This window comes from Pseudomonadota bacterium (assembly GCA_039193195.1).
Taxonomy (GTDB): Bacteria; Pseudomonadota; Gammaproteobacteria; order Steroidobacterales; family JBCBZW01; genus JBCBZW01.
Map to the genome: position 1 here is coordinate 74,983 of JBCCWS010000015.1, position 15,606 is coordinate 90,588.

Sequence of the window (15,606 nt, forward strand, 5' to 3'; positions counted from 1 at the left end):
GCCGTCCGGCGCCACCGCCGTTGGGGGCTGGCGCCGGCTTACCCCATCGAATTGAGTTAAGCGCACCCGCTATTCGCACGAGCTGGGTTGTCGCTAGCGCCACCCGCCCCTTGACGAGAGTGGTTGAATAGGTGGACGCGCTCGGGCACCTGGCCGCTACCGCTCACGGCAGCAGCCGCTGATCTGGTAAAAGAAAGCCCCAGCCCGGGAACCCGCTCGAACCGAAAGGAACCCCTGCGTGACTTCGTCGCCAATTCGTCTTCACAACACGCTCACCCGGAAAACGGAGCCGTTGCGTACCGAACGACCAGACCGAGCGACGATGTACGTGTGTGGCCCTACGGTCTATAACTTCGCCCACATCGGCAACGCGCGGCCCGCCGTGGTGTTCGACGTGCTGTCGCGACTCCTGCGGCACGACTACGGCGAGGTGGTCTACGCCCGCAACTTCACCGACGTGGACGACAAGATCAACGCGGCCGCGGCCGATGAGTGCATCCCCATCGGCACCCTGACAAACCGCTACATCGCGGCCTATCACGAGGACATGCAGGCCCTGGGCGTGCTGACGCCCGACCTAGAGCCGCGGGTCACCGATCACATCCCGGCCATCATCGAACTGATCGAAGCCCTGATCGAGCGCGGCCATGCCTACGTCGAGCAGGGCCATGCCCTGTTCCACGTGCCCTCCTACGGTGCCTACGGCGAACTGTCGGGGCGGCGCACGGAGGACATGCTGGCGGGCGCGCGCGTGGAGGTCGCCCCCTACAAGCGCGATCCGATGGACTTCGTGCTGTGGAAACCCTCCACGGCGGACCTGCCAGGTTGGGATAGCCCCTGGGGCCGAGGTCGGCCGGGCTGGCATGTCGAGTGCTCGGCCATGATCGGTCAGCACCTAGGCCACACGATCGATATTCACGGCGGCGGCCAGGACCTGGTGTTCCCCCACCATGAGAACGAGATCGCTCAGGGCACGTGCGCCCACGGCGAGCTCTACTGCCACACGTGGGTCCACAACAGCTTCGTCACCGTGGACGGGCAGAAGATGTCGAAGTCACTCGGCAACGTTCTGCTGGTGCGGGATCTGCTGGCGCAAGCCCCGGGCGAGGCCATTCGCCTGGCGCTGCTCTCGACCCAGTATCGGCGGCCGCTCGATTGGAGCGCGAAGCGTCTGAGGGCAGCGAAGCAGACTCTGACGCGGTACTACGAGAGCCTGGCGAAGGTCGAGAACATCCCCGCCCCCGCGCAGGCCGAGGCGGACCCGGCCGTGCTCGAGGCCCTGCGCAACGATCTGAACGTGCCGGGTGCGATGGCGCGCCTGCACGTGCTGGCCGCCGCTCTCGACAACGCCGACTCGGCCGCCGAGCGCGCGCAAGCCAAAGCGGCCCTACTCTCATCCGCCGGGCTCATGGGACTGCTACAGCAGGCTCCGCAGGAGGCGCTGGCAACCCTGCGGCCAACTACCGCCACGGCGCGAGCCAATGAGGCTCACCTAAAGCAACTGCTGGCTGAGCGTGAACAAGCACGGCGAGATCGGGACTACGCCAAGGCCGATGCCCTGCGCAAGAAAGTGGAGGATGCCGGGTTTACGGTCGAGGACACGCCCGACGGCCCGCTCCTGCGGCCGGCCGCGCAAGAGCCGGCGTAGGGGTCCAGGCTGGCGCGTGGGTTGGTGGCGAGTCAGCGCTTGCGCTCGCCGACGAACGCGCCGAAGGCCACGCCTGCGCTGCCCCTCCCCTTTCCCTACGCCTCAACGCCAGCGGGGGTTGTACTGCGCGCGACAGTAGGCGCGTGTCACCCCCACCGGCCGCCAACGTTCGTGCTTGCTTCGCCGCCCGCGCACCCGATCGCTCAGGCGCTCAGCACCCGCTGGGTGCCGATCAGCGAGTCCCGGGTGACTAACGCAGCGAGGCGCGCCTCATCCCACCCCTCGCTCCCCGCCGGCCGCTGGGGCAGTACCATATAGCGCAGCTCTGCGGTGGAATCGTGCACGCGCACGTGCACGCGCTCATCGAGTGAGACCCCAAACTCCGCCAGCACGGCGCGCGGCTCGCGCACCACCCGCGCCCGGTATGCCTTCGACTTGTACCACGCCGGCGACGTGCCGAGCAGCGCCCGCGGGTAGCAGGAACACAAGGTGCAGACGATCACGTTGTGCGCCTCATCAGTGTTCTCGACGACCGTGAACTCCGTGGGCGAGAGGTCGAAGCCGAATTCCCTGATCGCCTCCGCGCCGTTAGCAAGCAATCGGGAGCGGAAGGCGGGATCGGCCCAAGCCCTGGCGGTGAGGCGAGCGCCGTTGTGGGGCGAGGCGCCCTGCATCTTGGCGATCATGGCCAGCTCTTCTTGCAACGTGTAGTGGCCGCCTTCAATCAGCAGCTCCCGCAGGGCGAGACCGACGAGCGCGCCGTCGCTGGTCGGCTCCCGGTGATCCGCCTGGAGCGTGTTGCTGTGATCGTGATCGCCGCTCACTACGCCTCCTCGAGCCAGTGCTCGAACACCTCGAGCTCGAGAACATCATCGGGCGCGCCGGCGTAGTTGGCCCACAGGTCTCGCTGTGGGATACGCACCCGATACAGGCGCGTGAGCGGCTCGCCATCACCGCGTATGAATTGCTCCGGCTGCCCGTGCATGCCGCAAACACGTTCGATCGTGCCTACGCGGCCCTTGGCGTACCAGGGCACTCGATGGTGCACAGAGGGCGTGCGATCAGCGATGCGCACGCGTTGATCGACAGCGAAGCGCGGCGCACTCAAGGCGGTTCACCGGCGGTCGCGTGGCGCTTGCGGATTTCGGCGATGCGAGCGTTTAGCTGGCCCTGCGTCACCACGCCCTTATCCAGCAGCGCGTGCGCGAGGGAAATCGCCCAACGTTCGTAGTAGGTGAGCCGCTCGTAGTCTTCGGGAGCGAGGCGCTCGATGCCGTCGCGCAGCTCCGCGAAGTCCGTAAAAAGCCCCTTGGCCATGGCGAGGCGCACCATGGCGTCGACTTGCCACTCCCACCAAGCCGTATCGTGCTCGCTAGGGTCGATGGGGCCCGCGTGGGCGCCGCCGATGTCGTGGGGGCCGCAAGGTCTGGTCATGCCCCGATTAGAGCGCTGCTGGATGCGCGTCACAACCCGCACGCCGCCCTACTGCAGAGCTACCTTGGGCGTGCGATCGGTCTTGTATAGGCCCCAGTGCTTCTCCGCCTTGTCCAAGGGGTTGTCGCCGTCGAAGCCGCCCTTCCAGTTTTCGTCGAAGGACGAGAAGTAGAAGGAGATCACCCCGTTGGCCTCGGCCCAGGCGTCGTACTGAGCGAAGAAGGTCTTCTGCTCGGCCTCGCCGGCCTTGCCCGTGAGGCCACCCTCGTAGCTGCCGTCACCGTAGACGCGGCTCGTGGGCCAGCCGGTCTCGCAGTAAGCGATGGTGTGCTCGGGGTGCAAGGCCTGGATATCGTTGTAGGTCGACTCGGTCCAGTCCATGGCGATGTCGAGGGTCTTGTCGTTCCAGAAGGCGTAGGCGTGGAGGCAAATGAAGTCGAGCTCATTGGCGATGCGCGGGGCCTGCGGCTTGTTCCAGAAGTTGTAGTCGTCGGCGACGGTGACCGGTTGCTTCACGTTGCTGCGCACGCGGCGGATCTGCTCGACCACGTAGTCGAGGTTGGTGATGCGGTGGTACGACCAGTCCACCAGGATCTCATTGCCCACGTTCACCGCCAGGACGATCTCCGGGAAGGCGTTGGCGTACTCGATGGCGAGGCGCACCTGCTCATCGTTCTCCTCGTCGCTCTTATGAGAGTCGAGCCAGATGCCCTGCATCACGCGAATGGGCAGGTCGTTCTCCTCGATCACCTCCAGGATGTTCTTCGACTGGGGATCCGCGCCATAGAGGCGGATCAGCTTCCAGCGCTCGGCGAGGATGGTGAGGTCCTCGAGGATATCGTCCTTGGAGGTGAGGGTACCGCCGGGGGCCTCGCCGTCGCGGTACGCGCCATAGGAGATGCCGTTGGCGATGGACGTGCCGTCGAGCATGGGCGCAAAGGGGCGCTTGTCGACGGCGACGGCCGCACCGCCCTGCCCATCACCGGTCGCTGGGACCGTCGCCGCCGCGTCGGGAGACTTCCCGGTGCATGCGGCCAGTGAGGCGGACACGGCCACCAAGCAAAGCACCTTCAACACATCCATTTCGCCGATCTCGTGCCAAAAACTCTCATAGGGGCTGAAGTTACTACGTTGCGGCATTTCTTGCTGATCCATTGACGCGAACACCCTTTTTTGATTCATGACTAGTGCATCGCTCTTAAGATAGAGTCTTCACGACACCGTCACCAATCGCTGCACGGGTTGCAAAAGCAACGTGATCGGGTAGATTGCGCGCCAACCTCGGTGTTGCCGCGAGCCCGAATGCGCGCAGTTGTCCTCCCTATGACGCGCGCTCGACTCCAGAGCTTCGCCACTTCGCAACACCACCGTAACGGGCGAGACGCAAAATAATGCGCGTGAAAGTCGATACCACCACCGCACGGCATCCCCGTTGCCTCGAAATCCCCCAGTCCGTTAAGGACTCCCTGCGCGTGCTGTTCCTTGCCAAGCACGCCTTGAGCGACGGCACCCCGGATGCCGAGGACGGCACCCACGCCACCTACCACCGGGAGCTCCTGGACACGCTGCGAGAGATCGGCCTGCGCGTAACGCCGGCGAACAGCTTCAACGCGCTGACGAGCACGCCCGCGTGCGACTTCGTGATATCCCTACTGAACCGCGCCGGCTTTCGCAACAGCGAAATGCTAGCGCCGCTGCTCGCCGAGTCCAAGGGCCTCCCCTACCTCGGCGGCTCACCGATCGTGCGCGGCCTCACGGACGATAAGCGCCTGCTGAAGCACGTGGTGGCCAACCTGGGCATCGCCACCCCGCCCTGGAAGCACTACGCGATCGGCGGCCTAGACACGAGCGCGCCGGCCTTTGACTGGGACTCGCTCATCATCAAGCCCAACGCCAGTTCCGCCTCTTGGGGTATCCACGTCACCTCACACTGGGGTGTCGCCCAACGGCACATCGCCCAGCTGCAAGAAGAGGGCCACGACGTCATCGTGGAGCGCTACATCGATGGCACGGACCTCGCCGCACCGGTCATCGCCGCGCGCAACCCCTGGTACTTCCCCGTCATTCGCTACGACGGCGACAGCGGTCCGATCCGCACCTACGAGCAAAAGCGCGACCTCGTGCCGTCCTCGACCAAGCACGTGCTCCTAAGCGAGGGGCCCCTGAGCGATGAGGTGCTCGCCATGAGCCAGCGCATCGTGGAGGAGGTGTGGCCCTTCGATCACGGTCGCCTCGAGTATCGCGTGGATGCGGCGACCGGTGAGGTGCACTTCATCGAGATGAACATCAACTGCAACCTCTGGTCTCGTAAGACCATCGCATCGGTCGGGCGACGGATCGGCGTGTCTCACCGTGAGCTCATCGAGACGATCATCTGCAGCAGCCTGGAGCGCCAGGGCCTGATCCCTCCCAGCGCGGTACAGGCGGCATGAGCCGCGAGGGTTACACCGCCGTGGTACTCGCCGCGCAGCGACGCGGCGCAGACGACCCCCTCGCGCCCTTCTGCGACAACGGCAACAAGTGCCTAATCGATATGGCTGGCAAGCCGATGGTCGAGTGGGTACTGGATACGCTGCTAAGCGCGCCGCAGATCGCCCGCATCGTCATTTCGAGCGACGATGAGACCCTGCTCGCGCCTCTGCCCCGCTTCGACGATGACGTGGCCTCGGGTCGGATCTCGCTGGTGGCCTCGGGGCCGGATCTGTTCGCCAGCGTCGAAGCCGCCCTGGCGGGCCCCGAGGCCGCGCGCTTCCCAGCGATCATCACCACCGCCGACAACCCGCTGCTCACCCCGGCCATGCTCGAGCACTTTTGCGCCGAGCTCGAACGCACCGACGTGGACGCGGCCATCGCCATGACACCGGCGGATCTTCTGCGCGCCGAACACCCAAACGGCCAACGCCGCTTCTACGCCTTTACGGACGGCGAATTCTCAAACTGCAACCTCTACGCCCTCACCCGACCGAAGGCGGTGGGCGCAGCGGCGATGTTCCGCGGCGGCGGTCAGTTCCGCAAGAAGGCGATGCGCATCGTACGCGCCTTCGGCGTATTCAACTTCCTGCTCTACTTTCTCCATCGCCTCTCTCTTGACGACGTGGGTGTAAGGCTATCGAAGACCTTCGGTTGCCAGGTCGGTTTCGTTCGCATGCCGTTCTCCGAGGCCTGCATCGACGTCGACAACGAGCGCACGATGCGCATCGCCCGGAAAATCCTCGAAGCCCGCATCACCGCGAACACACCGGCGCAGGTCCTTGCCGCCGGCTAGGTGCATCTCACCGGGGGCGGCCCACAAGGGCGCGTGCGCCATCGATCGTTCCACATAGTCTCGACGGTGCCTGTCGGCGATCGTTACAGGGCTACACAGCGGCCCCCGCGAGCATGCCCTAAGCACCTGATCGCCAAACCCTTGTGAGGCTGGCGCGACGATTGCATCCGCCGTGGTGGGGGCCAAGCTCTGGAGGATCAGGGATGTATCGCCAGCTCATCAGCAATGCACCGGCTAGGACAGCTGTCGCCGTGGGCCTTGGCGCATCGCCGTCGGTCTACGCCGGCAGTGGCCTCCCAGCCTTCACCAACCCCGATATGCTCTGGCTACTCGCGCTCGGTATCGTAGCCCTAAGGCTCCTTCGCCACCTCGTTCTCACGCGCCCCCGACGCTAGCTCCCGCGGCATGAGAGCGGGCCAGAACTCGCGGCCCTCGTAGGGGTCTCAACCCAGGTGTTCGATCGTTGGCGCTGGGAACCCTATGAAGAGCCTTAAGTACGTCCTCCTTGCCACCGGCGTGCTCGCCACGGGTGCTGCCACCGCTGCAGCCGAGGCCCCCGGCACGCCCACCTTCCCCTTCGCTCGCTTCCTCGGCGACTGGACGCTCCAAGACGACCGCTTTCTACAGGTCTGGGATGGCAAGACCCTCGATACGCTCACCATCCCCGGCCACTTCACGCACTGCGCCCCGGTGAACACGCATTACTCCGTGCTCTGCGCCGTGGACGCCGGGGGCGGTCTGAACGGTCACATCCTCTGGGTGATCGGCGAGGATCGGCGCAGCGTCCGCCACCTCTCCCACTTCGGCGACAGACGGGTTGGCGTGGGTCAGGGCGTGCTGGAGGAGAACGGCGACCTAACGCTCACGATCCGCTTCGAGGACGAGCCGGCCGGCACGTACCGCCGCTATCGCTACCGCTGGCTCGACGTGGACCGCTACGAGATGCTCTCCGTGCAATTCGACAGTGACGAGCGCGAAACCGGCAACTGGTACGGCGGCACCTTCGTGCGAGTTGAAGGGGGCACCGCGCAAGAGCGATAGCGCGGCCGCCTAGGAAGCGGCCGCACCCGCTCGGGTGGCCTAGACTTGAGTCATCGGCAAGGCGCGATGGCGCTCGCCGCCCGCGGCGTAGATCGCGTTGGCTAGGGCGGGCGCGAATGTCGGCACACCCGGCTCCCCAAGCCCCGTGGAGCGATGCTCCTGGCCGATGAACGCCACGTTGATCTGCGGCGGCGCATCGCTGATGCGCAGCACGCGGTAGTCGTGGAAGTTGGAGTTCACCACCGCGCCCTCGCGGAAGCTCACCTCCGTCTCCAGGGCGAGGCCAAGCCCCATGATCACCGCGCCTTCCATCTGCGCCGTGGCGATGTCCGGGTTCAAGACCATGCCGCAGTCGACGGCACAGTCCACACGCTTCACGCGCACCCGTCCGTCTTCAAGCGCCACGTGCACCACCATCGCCGTGTAGCTTTCGTAGCTGTGATGCACGGCGATGCCGAGGCCTTCGCCCGCCGGCAGCTCGCGGCCCCAGTCGCCCATGGACGATGCCTGCTCCAGCACGGCCAGGGAGCGCGCGGCTTGCGCCTGGGTCTTCGGGTCGGATGAATTGCGATACAGGCCCCTTAGCAAGTCCAAGGTGTCCGTCTGTGCCTTCTCGGCGAGTTCGTCGACGAAAATATTGATGGCGTGCGCCCAGAAGATGTCGTACACCGCGCGGTACCAGCCGATGCGCGTGTGGGCCGGCGCCTCGCCCGATTCGATACGCACGTTGGCGATGCCGAAGGGATGACCGATGATGCGACCGAGGTCGCGCTCGCCCGGGCGGGTGACCTGCGGATTGAAGGTAGAGGGAATCGGCGGGAAGGCCGCCCGGTGCAACCAGCCCACCACGTTGCCTTGCGCATCTAGGCCGGCTTCGATGTGCTGGGCGCTGCAGGAATGGTAGTAGCCCGTGCGCGTATCCTCTTCGCGGGTCCAGGTGAGCTGCACGGGCGCGCCAACCGCGCGGGACAGAGTCACCGCCTCCTGCACGTAGTCACACTTGTACTTGCGACCGAAAGCGCCGCCCGAGGCCATCACGTGGACGATGATGTCCTGCGGGGGCCGCTCGAGGAACTTGCCTATCGCCTCCTGCACGCCCTGCGGATCCTGAGTCGACGCCCAGATCTCACAGCGATCCTCCGTCACCCAGGCGGCGCTCGCCATCGGCTCCATGGGCGAGTGGGAAAGGTGTCCGCCAACGTAAGTGTTGGCGTGGCGCACGACGGCGCCCTCGAGGGCATCGTCCACCTCACCGCGGGTGAAGGCGACTTCGCCCGGTGCTTCCACATGCTTGACCAGCATCGCCTTGTAGGCCTGCGTGTCGTAGTCGCCGTGGGGGCCGCGGTCCCACTCGATCTGCAGCTTGGCCACTGCCTGCTGAGCAATCCACGTGTTATCGGCGACCACAGCCACGCCACCAAGGGACCCGTAGGCGTGGGCGAAGCGCGGAATCTCCACCACCTTGGTCACCCCCTTCAGGCCCTCGACCGCGGATCTATCGACGGACCTCACCGTGGCGCCCATGACCGGCACGTGGCGGATCGCCGCGTACTTCATACCGGGGAGCTTCACATCCGCACCATAGGTGCGCGTGCCGGTGACGATTGCGCGTTGGTCGTGGCGCGGCAGGGACTTGCCGATGTAGCGGTACTCGGCGGGCGACTTGAGCGTTGGCTCCTCCGGCACGGGCAGGGTGGCGGCCACGGCGGCCAGCTCCCCGTAGGTCAGCATGCGATCGTCGCGACGATTGCGCACCGTGTGTTGCTGCGCGTAGCAATCCGCGGCGGGCAGCGCCCAAGCCGTGGCGGCCGCGGCCACCAGCATCTCGCGGCCGGCCGCGCCGGCCTTGCGCATCGGCTCGAGCATGAGATTGATACTGCGCGAACCGCCCGTGTTCTGCGGGCCGTACTTGGCCTTGTCGCCGTCGCCCTGGAGCACGGTGACGCGTGTCCAATCGGCCTCGAGCTCGTCGGCCACGGCGGCAGGCAGGGCCGTGCTGATGCCCTGACCCATCTCGCAGCGGCCGCACCACAAGGTGGTGTCACCGTTCTGCGCTATGTGCAGCCAGGCATTGGGGTGGAAGCCGTCGCGCTCGGCGCTCGCGGCGGCGGCTGAGGCCTGCTTGGGCGCGGACAGGCCGAGGGTCAAGCCGCCGAGTGCCAGGCCAGAGGCTTGCAAGAATTGGCGACGGGTCGGCTTACCTATCGTAAGGGCTAGGCCTCCTGCGAGACTAGGCGTTGGGGGTGCCGTACGTAGACTTGCGCCAGGCAGGGCGTCACCGAGCAGTGCTTCGAGTTCTCCTCTCGCCATGTCAGCGCTCCCCCATCTTGTCGGCAGCGCTGCGCACGGCCTTGCGAATGCGCAGGTAAGTGCCGCAACGGCAGATGTTACCTGCCATGGCCTGGTCGATCTCCTCATCGCTCGGGTCCGGGTTGCGGGCGAGGAAGTCCGCGGCGGTCATCAGCTGACCGGCTTGGCAGTACCCACACTGAGGCACGCGTTGCTCGAGCCACGCCTGCTGCAGCGGATGGGTGCCATCGGGCGAGAGGCCTTCGACGGTGGTGACCTCCTTACCCACGGCAGCGCTCACGGGCGTTTGGCAGGCTCGCGTTGCGCGGCCATCGAGGTGCACGGTGCAGGCACCGCACAGGCCCATGCCGCAGCCGAACTTGGTGCCGGTCAGCTCAAGCTCATCGCGCAGGTACCAAAGCAGCGGCATGGCGTCGTCGGCGTCAACGGTACGGGTCTTTCCGTTGACGGTGAGGGTGGTCTCGGACATGGGCCTTGTCCTCGTGTTGCGTTGGTCGTCAGCGCAAGTCTAGCGCGCTTGGGGTGGGCTTGGATCTAGCCGCCTGCTCAGTCCAACCCGGGAAAGTCTTCGCTCGCCGCAAAGCTGGCGTAGCCTTTGGTCATGGCCTGCGCGCACTCCCCGGGCGTGGCGCCGCCGGCGAAAAATCCCTTGCACGGGCCTTCCATGATCTGCGGCATGTTCTCCACCACCCATTCGCGGGCCTGATGGTAGAGGGGCTTGTCGTCGGAGCTGGTCGCGACTTTCGCGATCTTCAGGCCGTCGAAGGTAAGCGTGAAGGTGTCCGTGACCTTGAACGTCATGCCGAGGGCCATGACCGGATCGTCCTGCACGGTGATCGGGCAGGCGATCACCTGGGGCGAGTCCACCACGGCACACGGTGCGCGGCGCACGATCTTGTAGTTTCCGCCCTCGGCCCAGCCCTGGTAGTACATGAGACGCTTGGCGTACTCGCCCGCATCCTCTAGGAAAGGTGCCAAGCGCTTCGGCTCGAATGAGTAGAACGCATCGATCATGCCTTCGGCGCGGGCCAGGCGCTTGTCGGCCACCGCATCTGCCACCGCCGATTCGGCCGCCGACGCCGCCGTCGGCAACAGCGCCACCAGCAGCAGTACGCCACTGACTTGCAAGATCCGTCGTATCGCCATGAGTCCTCCTGAAATCGTTAGCAGATCGCCTACACGCCAGCGGTCGGCATCTTCCTTGCTTGCCCCTCATGCAAGTAACGTGACAAGCGAACCGAGGAGAGCAGATGGGGAAGATCATCGGTGAGTCTTTCGAGGCCGTCCGTGCGTCCACGCAGCTACTTGGGTCGCGGCTGCAAGCCCTGGCGAGCCTGAGCGAGCGCCACGGATCGCATCAGCATTGGATCACGCGCCTGACACCCGCAGAGTCTGAGGCCATCCGGCGCGATCATCCGGCAGGCGACGACGGGCCCCTGGCGGGCCTGACCTTCGCGATCAAAGACAACATCGACCTAACCGGCGTCCCCACCACGGCGGCCTGTCCAGCCTACGCGTACACGCCACAACGCTCGGCCACCGTGGTGGAGCGCCTGCTGAACGCCGGCGCCACGCCCCTTGGCAAGAGCAACTTAGATCAGTTCGCGACAGGCCTCGTAGGCACGCGCAGCCCCTATGGCGTGTGCCGAAACGCCATCGACCCGACGCGCATTTCCGGCGGCTCTAGCGCCGGATCCGCTGTGGCCGTGACCCTCGGCGAGGCGGACTTTGCCCTCGGCACGGACACTGCAGGCTCGGGCCGCATTCCCGCCGCCTTTCACGGCCTAGTCGGCCTAAAGCCCAGCCGCGGGCTGCTACCTACCACCGGGGTGGTACCCGCCTGCCGATCACTCGATTGCATCACGACCTTTACTCACACAGTCGCGGATGCGGCTCAGCTATTGCATACGCTAGCTGGCCCTGATGACACGGATCCGATGTGCCGCACGCTAACACCCCACATGTTCCCGAATCCGCCCACGATCGGCGTACCCCTCGATGATCAGCTCGCCTTCGCCTCGCCGCAGTGGGGACCGCAGGCCTTCCGCGAGGCCTGTGACCGCCTCGGCGCTATCGGCTGCACGGTAGTGCCCGTAGACATCACTCCGTTCGTGGACGCTGGCGCCCTGCTCTACGAGGGTCCCTGGGTGGCCGAGCGAGCGGTGGCCGTGGGCGAGTTCATTGCAGAGCACCCGGATGACGTGCACCCCGTCACCGCTAGCATTATCGCCAACGCCAGCCGCTTCGATGCGTTGGCCACGTTCCGTGGATTCGATGCCCTGCGGGCGAAGGGAACAGCGGCCGACGCGATCCTCCGCGAGGTCGACGCGATCATGGTGCCCACGGCCGATCGCTTCCCCACGGTGGATGAGGTGCTTGCGGAGCCGGTCGCGGTGAACACGGCGCTGGGGCGCTTTACCAACTTCATGAACCTACTCGACTACGCGGCAATCGCCGTGCCCGTGCCGCCATCCACCCCGTCAACGCTTCCCTTCGGTATCACCTTGTTCGCTGGCGCTGGCAGCGACCATGCGCTGCTGGAACTGGCCGCCCGATTCCGCGGCGAATCCTGGCGCGCCGCGCGCGGCTACCCGCTGGTGTTGGCCGGCGCACACATGGACGGCTTGCCCCTGAACCACCAGATCCGCAGCCGCGGCGGACGACGCCTACGCACCTGTCGCACGGCCTCTGGGTACCGGCTTTTGGCCCTGCCCGGCGGACCGCCCGAACGGCCAGCCTTGATCGCCGACCCCGAGAGCGACGCGAGCATAGAGGTGGAACTCTGGGACCTCCCGGCACAGACGATCGGCAGCTTCCTGCAACAGATTCCCTCGCCGCTGGGCCTGGGCCAGGTACGCCTCGACGACGACCGCGAGTACGTGGGTTTCATCGGTGCGGCCGGCTGCGAGGAGGGCGCGCAAGACATCACTGGTCACGGCGGCTGGCGCCACTGGCTGGCCGCTCGCTAGGGCGTTCAGGCCACGCGTTGCACCCGAGCGTCGCGGCGTGTGGCTGACGGCCTGCGTGGCACGGAACCTGCACTTTCACCGGCAGCACCCGCAGACAACGTCGAGGCGGGCGTGGTAGCGGGTTGTCGCGGCACACCACGCAGGCACGACGATCTCCTGGCGAGTTCGCGCCGGCACCAAATCAGTGCACGCGACTTAGAGGTGTGCACCAAATGCACTCAACGGAAGAGCCAATGCTAGATCGCACCTTTCCCATCCCCGCGCTACCGCGAATCGCCTTCGCCTTACTGGTTTGCCTCACCCTCGGCACGGCCGAGGCCGCCGACAAGAAGCCAACCTTCACCCTGGCCTGGTCTATCTACGTGGGGTGGATGCCGTGGGACTACGCACACGCCAAGGGCATCGTCGATCGCTGGGCCGATCGCTACGGCATCGCCATCGACGTGGTGCAGGTGAACGATTACATCGAGTCGGTCAACCAGTACACGGCGGGCCAGTTCGATGCGGTCACCGTGACCAACATGGACATCCTCACCATCGCCGCCGCCAGCGGCGTGGACACGACCGCCGTGATCGTGGGCGACTACTCGAACGGCAACGACGGCGTCGTGGTGCGCGACTCCGCCGATTTAAGGAGCATCCGCGGCCAACGCGTGAACCTGGTCGAACTGTCCGTATCGCACTACCTGCTGGCCCGCGCCCTCGACTCGGTGGACATGAGCGAACGGGATATCACCGTAGTGAACACGGCCGATGCGGACATGGTGAGCGCCTGGGTGGGCACGCAAGTGCCGGCGCTGGTGACCTGGAATCCGATGCTGGCGGAGATCAAAGCCTTGCCGGAAGCCAACGCGGTGTTCGACTCGAGCCAGATCCCCGGCGAGATCCTCGATCTGACCGTGGCGAAGACCGACGTGCTCGCGACGCACCCGGAGTTCGGCTACGCCCTGGCGGGCGCTTGGTACGAGACCATCGCCCTCATGTACGACGAGGCGAAGCAAGCCGCCGTGCGCGGTCACATGGCCTCCGCTGCCGGCACCAACCTCGCGAGCTTCGACCGCCAGCTCGACACCACCTTCATGTTCCAACAGCCCGCTGACGGCTTGGCCTTCGTCACCAGCGCTACGCCCAAGCAGACCATGCAGCGCGTGGCCGAGTTCTCCTTCAGCAAGGGGCTCCTGGGGCCGATGGCGCCCAACGCCGGCTTTGTCGGCATCGAGTTCGCCGACGGTGCCGTGTGGGGCGATACCAGCAACGTGCAACTGCGCTTTACGGACCACTTCATGCGCCAGTCGCAAGAGCAGGAGAGCACGGCAGCGGCGAGCCGCTGATCTGACCGCTGGCCGAGGCTGATGAGCCGTCTGATCAATCGCCGACCGGGTCGTGCGCTGTCGATCGCGCTGGCCGTGCTGCCCTTCGTGCTGACTTTGCTCGCCTATCAAACGGCCTCGAGCATGCGCCTGGCAGAGAATCCCCAAGACCGCCTACTGCCTTCCTTCGCCGCCATGGGCGATGCGTTTCACCGCATGGCGTTCACGCCCGACCAACGCTCCGGGGCCTACCTGTTCTGGACAGATACGCTGGCGAGCCTGAAGCGCGTCGCCCTGGGCGTGGGTTCCGGGGCAACGGCGGGCCTGCTCCTCGGCGGGGCGGCGGGCCTGCTGCCCTTGCTGCGCGCGGCCGTCTCACCGTTCCTCGCCGCCCTCGCCATGGTACCTCCCCTCGCCTTGCTACCGATCTTGTTCATCGCCCTCGGCATGGACGAGCCGTCGAAGATCACCCTCATCGCCATTGGCGTGGCACCCTTTATCGCCCGCGACATCGAGGCCCGCATCCGCGAGCTGCCCATCGAAGAGCTGATCAAGGCCCAGACCCTCGGCGCCGGGAGCTGGCGCATCATCTGGCGTATCGTGCTGCCGCAGATGCTGCCGCGCCTGCTCGATGCGATCCGCCTGTCTCTAGGCGCCGCCTGGCTGTTCCTCATCGCCGCCGAGGCGATCGCGAGCACTGAGGGGCTTGGCTATCGAATTTTCTTGGTGCGTCGCTACCTCGCCATGGACATCATCCTGCCCTACGTGGTCTGGATCACCCTGCTGGCCTGGCTCACAGACGCGTCTCTGCGCGCCCTGACACATGCACTTTTTCCCTGGCACACGGCCCAGCAGCTCAAGGACACGACCCCATGAGCGCCCTCGTGCTCGAAGGGTTGGTGAAGGCCTACGGCGACACGGTGGTGTTGAACGGCCTCGATTTCGCCCTCGAGGCAGGTGACTTCTGCACCCTCGTCGGCGCCAGCGGCTGCGGCAAGAGCACGCTTTTAAAGATGCTCCTCGGACAGGAGCGCCCGACCCGCGGGCGGATCCTGCTAAACGGCAAGCCCCTGGCGGCGGAGCCCGACCCGATGCGCGGCATCGTCTACCAGCGCTACTCCGTGTTCCGCCACCTGACGGTGGCTGAAAACGTGCGCTTGGGGCTCGAGCTGCGCGACGGTGATCCCCTGTTCGGTCTGTGCTTTGGTGCTCGCCGCGCGCAGATCCGCAGGCAGGCGGACGAGCTCCTCGACCGCGTCGGCCTGACCGCGGCGGCCAAGCGCTACCCCAACCAACTCTCTGGCGGTATGCAGCAGCGGCTCGCCCTGGCCCAGGCCATCGCCCGCGAACCCCCACTGCTGCTCCTGGACGAACCCTTCGCGGCCCTCGATCCCGGCAACCGCACCAGCATGCATGAGCTGCTCATCGGGCTGTGGCAGAGCCGGGGCATGACCGTGGTCATGGTCACCCACGATCTGCGGGAGGCCTTCAAGCTGGGCACGCGCCTGCTCGTGCTGGATACGCAATCCGAGAGCGGCGCCCCTTCCGTAGGCGCCCGCATCACCTACGACATTCCCCTTCGCCGCGAACGTGCCGTGCCGAGCGCGCAACGCTTTGCATCCAACTGAA

Annotated in this window: 16 protein-coding genes; 9 read left to right on the forward strand and 7 right to left on the reverse strand. The window is 66.1% G+C overall.

The window, feature by feature from the left end; genetic code table 11:
• Positions 1-238 precede the first annotated feature (238 nt).
• Positions 239-1,648, forward strand: a complete 1,410-nt coding sequence (cysS, locus tag AAGA68_13815) for a cysteine--tRNA ligase (GenBank protein MEM9386136.1) — start codon at positions 239-241, stop codon at positions 1,646-1,648.
• Positions 1,649-1,851: 203 nt separating this feature from the next.
• Here the strand turns inward: cysS and AAGA68_13820 are convergent, their stop codons facing one another.
• Genes AAGA68_13820 through AAGA68_13835 form a run of 4 tightly spaced genes read right to left on the reverse strand, consistent with a single transcriptional unit; the run spans position 1,852 to position 4,237 of the window.
• The gene (locus tag AAGA68_13820) at positions 1,852-2,472 is read right to left on the reverse strand and encodes a nitrile hydratase subunit alpha (protein ID MEM9386137.1); all 621 of its coding nucleotides are present in this window, start codon (positions 2,470-2,472) and stop codon (positions 1,852-1,854) included.
• Positions 2,472-2,756, reverse strand: coding sequence for an SH3-like domain-containing protein (locus tag AAGA68_13825; GenBank protein ID MEM9386138.1), 285 nt, complete (start codon positions 2,754-2,756; stop codon positions 2,472-2,474). The genes AAGA68_13820 and AAGA68_13825 overlap by 1 nt, the downstream gene beginning before the upstream one ends.
• Positions 2,753-3,082, reverse strand: coding sequence for a ScnB-like protein (locus tag AAGA68_13830; protein ID MEM9386139.1), 330 nt, complete (start codon positions 3,080-3,082; stop codon positions 2,753-2,755). Before AAGA68_13830 ends, AAGA68_13825 begins: the two co-directional genes overlap by 4 nt.
• A gap of 48 nt (positions 3,083-3,130) precedes the next feature.
• Entirely contained in the window at positions 3,131-4,237 is a 1,107-nt protein-coding gene (locus tag AAGA68_13835; protein MEM9386140.1) for a glycosyl hydrolase family 17, read from the reverse strand.
• Between the two features lie 236 nt (positions 4,238-4,473).
• Here AAGA68_13835 and AAGA68_13840 point away from each other — a divergent pair, with 236 nt between their 5' ends.
• From AAGA68_13840 to AAGA68_13855, 4 genes are all read left to right on the forward strand, one after another.
• Positions 4,474-5,514, forward strand: a complete 1,041-nt coding sequence (locus AAGA68_13840) for a phosphoribosylglycinamide synthetase (GenBank protein MEM9386141.1) — start codon at positions 4,474-4,476, stop codon at positions 5,512-5,514.
• Entirely contained in the window at positions 5,511-6,347 is an 837-nt protein-coding gene (locus tag AAGA68_13845; GenBank protein MEM9386142.1) for a nucleotidyltransferase family protein, read from the forward strand. Before AAGA68_13840 ends, AAGA68_13845 begins: the two co-directional genes overlap by 4 nt.
• Positions 6,348-6,550: 203 nt before the next feature.
• Complete coding sequence (locus AAGA68_13850; protein ID MEM9386143.1) at positions 6,551-6,742, forward strand: hypothetical protein; 192 nt, start codon at positions 6,551-6,553, stop codon at positions 6,740-6,742.
• Positions 6,743-6,827: 85 nt separating this feature from the next.
• Positions 6,828-7,388 (forward strand): hypothetical protein, encoded by a 561-nt coding sequence (locus AAGA68_13855; GenBank protein MEM9386144.1) that lies wholly within the window; start codon positions 6,828-6,830, stop codon positions 7,386-7,388.
• 39 nt (positions 7,389-7,427) lie between these two features.
• Here AAGA68_13855 and AAGA68_13860 read toward each other — a convergent pair whose 3' ends face one another.
• The 3 genes from AAGA68_13860 to AAGA68_13870 form a co-directional block, all read right to left on the reverse strand.
• Positions 7,428-9,698 carry a molybdopterin cofactor-binding domain-containing protein gene (locus tag AAGA68_13860; GenBank protein MEM9386145.1) on the reverse strand — a complete coding sequence of 757 codons (2,271 nt, stop codon included), beginning with the start codon at positions 9,696-9,698 and terminating at the stop codon, positions 7,428-7,430.
• Position 9,699: 1 nt separating this feature from the next.
• Positions 9,700-10,167 (reverse strand): (2Fe-2S)-binding protein, encoded by a 468-nt coding sequence (locus tag AAGA68_13865; protein MEM9386146.1) that lies wholly within the window; start codon positions 10,165-10,167, stop codon positions 9,700-9,702.
• Between the two features lie 77 nt (positions 10,168-10,244).
• Entirely contained in the window at positions 10,245-10,844 is a 600-nt protein-coding gene (locus AAGA68_13870) for a hypothetical protein (GenBank protein ID MEM9386147.1), read from the reverse strand.
• A gap of 104 nt (positions 10,845-10,948) precedes the next feature.
• Here AAGA68_13870 and atzF point away from each other — a divergent pair, with 104 nt between their 5' ends.
• The 4 genes from atzF to AAGA68_13890 all read left to right on the forward strand — a co-directional run bounded on the left by atzF (position 10,949) and on the right by AAGA68_13890 (position 15,605).
• Positions 10,949-12,667, forward strand: a complete 1,719-nt coding sequence (gene atzF, locus AAGA68_13875; protein MEM9386148.1) for an allophanate hydrolase — start codon at positions 10,949-10,951, stop codon at positions 12,665-12,667.
• A 233-nt stretch (positions 12,668-12,900) separates the two neighbouring features.
• Complete coding sequence (locus tag AAGA68_13880; GenBank protein ID MEM9386149.1) at positions 12,901-13,998, forward strand: putative urea ABC transporter substrate-binding protein; 1,098 nt, start codon at positions 12,901-12,903, stop codon at positions 13,996-13,998.
• A 21-nt stretch (positions 13,999-14,019) separates the two neighbouring features.
• Positions 14,020-14,853 (forward strand): ABC transporter permease subunit, encoded by an 834-nt coding sequence (locus AAGA68_13885; GenBank protein MEM9386150.1) that lies wholly within the window; start codon positions 14,020-14,022, stop codon positions 14,851-14,853.
• Positions 14,850-15,605: an ABC transporter ATP-binding protein gene (locus AAGA68_13890; GenBank protein ID MEM9386151.1), complete on the forward strand. Its 756-nt coding sequence runs from the start codon at positions 14,850-14,852 to the stop codon at positions 15,603-15,605. The genes AAGA68_13885 and AAGA68_13890 overlap by 4 nt, the downstream gene beginning before the upstream one ends.
• Position 15,606 lies beyond the last annotated feature (1 nt).

Excerpts from the sequence above, each read along its gene's own strand:
- AAGA68_13830 (MEM9386139.1), bottom strand. The coding sequence starts at position 3,082 with ATGACCAGACCTTGCGGCCCCCACGACATCGGCGGCGCCCACGCGGGC.
- AAGA68_13835 (MEM9386140.1), bottom strand. The coding sequence starts at position 4,237 with ATGGATCAGCAAGAAATGCCGCAACGTAGTAACTTCAGCCCCTATGAG.
- AAGA68_13840 (MEM9386141.1), top strand. The coding sequence starts at position 4,474 with ATGCGCGTGAAAGTCGATACCACCACCGCACGGCATCCCCGTTGCCTC.
- AAGA68_13845 (MEM9386142.1), top strand. The coding sequence starts at position 5,511 with ATGAGCCGCGAGGGTTACACCGCCGTGGTACTCGCCGCGCAGCGACGC.
- AAGA68_13850 (MEM9386143.1), top strand. The coding sequence starts at position 6,551 with ATGTATCGCCAGCTCATCAGCAATGCACCGGCTAGGACAGCTGTCGCC.
- AAGA68_13855 (MEM9386144.1), top strand. The coding sequence starts at position 6,828 with ATGAAGAGCCTTAAGTACGTCCTCCTTGCCACCGGCGTGCTCGCCACG.
- AAGA68_13860 (MEM9386145.1), bottom strand. The coding sequence starts at position 9,698 with ATGGCGAGAGGAGAACTCGAAGCACTGCTCGGTGACGCCCTGCCTGGC.
- AAGA68_13865 (MEM9386146.1), bottom strand. The coding sequence starts at position 10,167 with ATGTCCGAGACCACCCTCACCGTCAACGGAAAGACCCGTACCGTTGAC.
- AAGA68_13870 (MEM9386147.1), bottom strand. The coding sequence starts at position 10,844 with ATGGCGATACGACGGATCTTGCAAGTCAGTGGCGTACTGCTGCTGGTG.
- atzF (MEM9386148.1), top strand. The coding sequence starts at position 10,949 with ATGGGGAAGATCATCGGTGAGTCTTTCGAGGCCGTCCGTGCGTCCACG.
- AAGA68_13880 (MEM9386149.1), top strand. The coding sequence starts at position 12,901 with ATGCTAGATCGCACCTTTCCCATCCCCGCGCTACCGCGAATCGCCTTC.
- AAGA68_13885 (MEM9386150.1), top strand. The coding sequence starts at position 14,020 with ATGAGCCGTCTGATCAATCGCCGACCGGGTCGTGCGCTGTCGATCGCG.
- AAGA68_13890 (MEM9386151.1), top strand. The coding sequence starts at position 14,850 with ATGAGCGCCCTCGTGCTCGAAGGGTTGGTGAAGGCCTACGGCGACACG.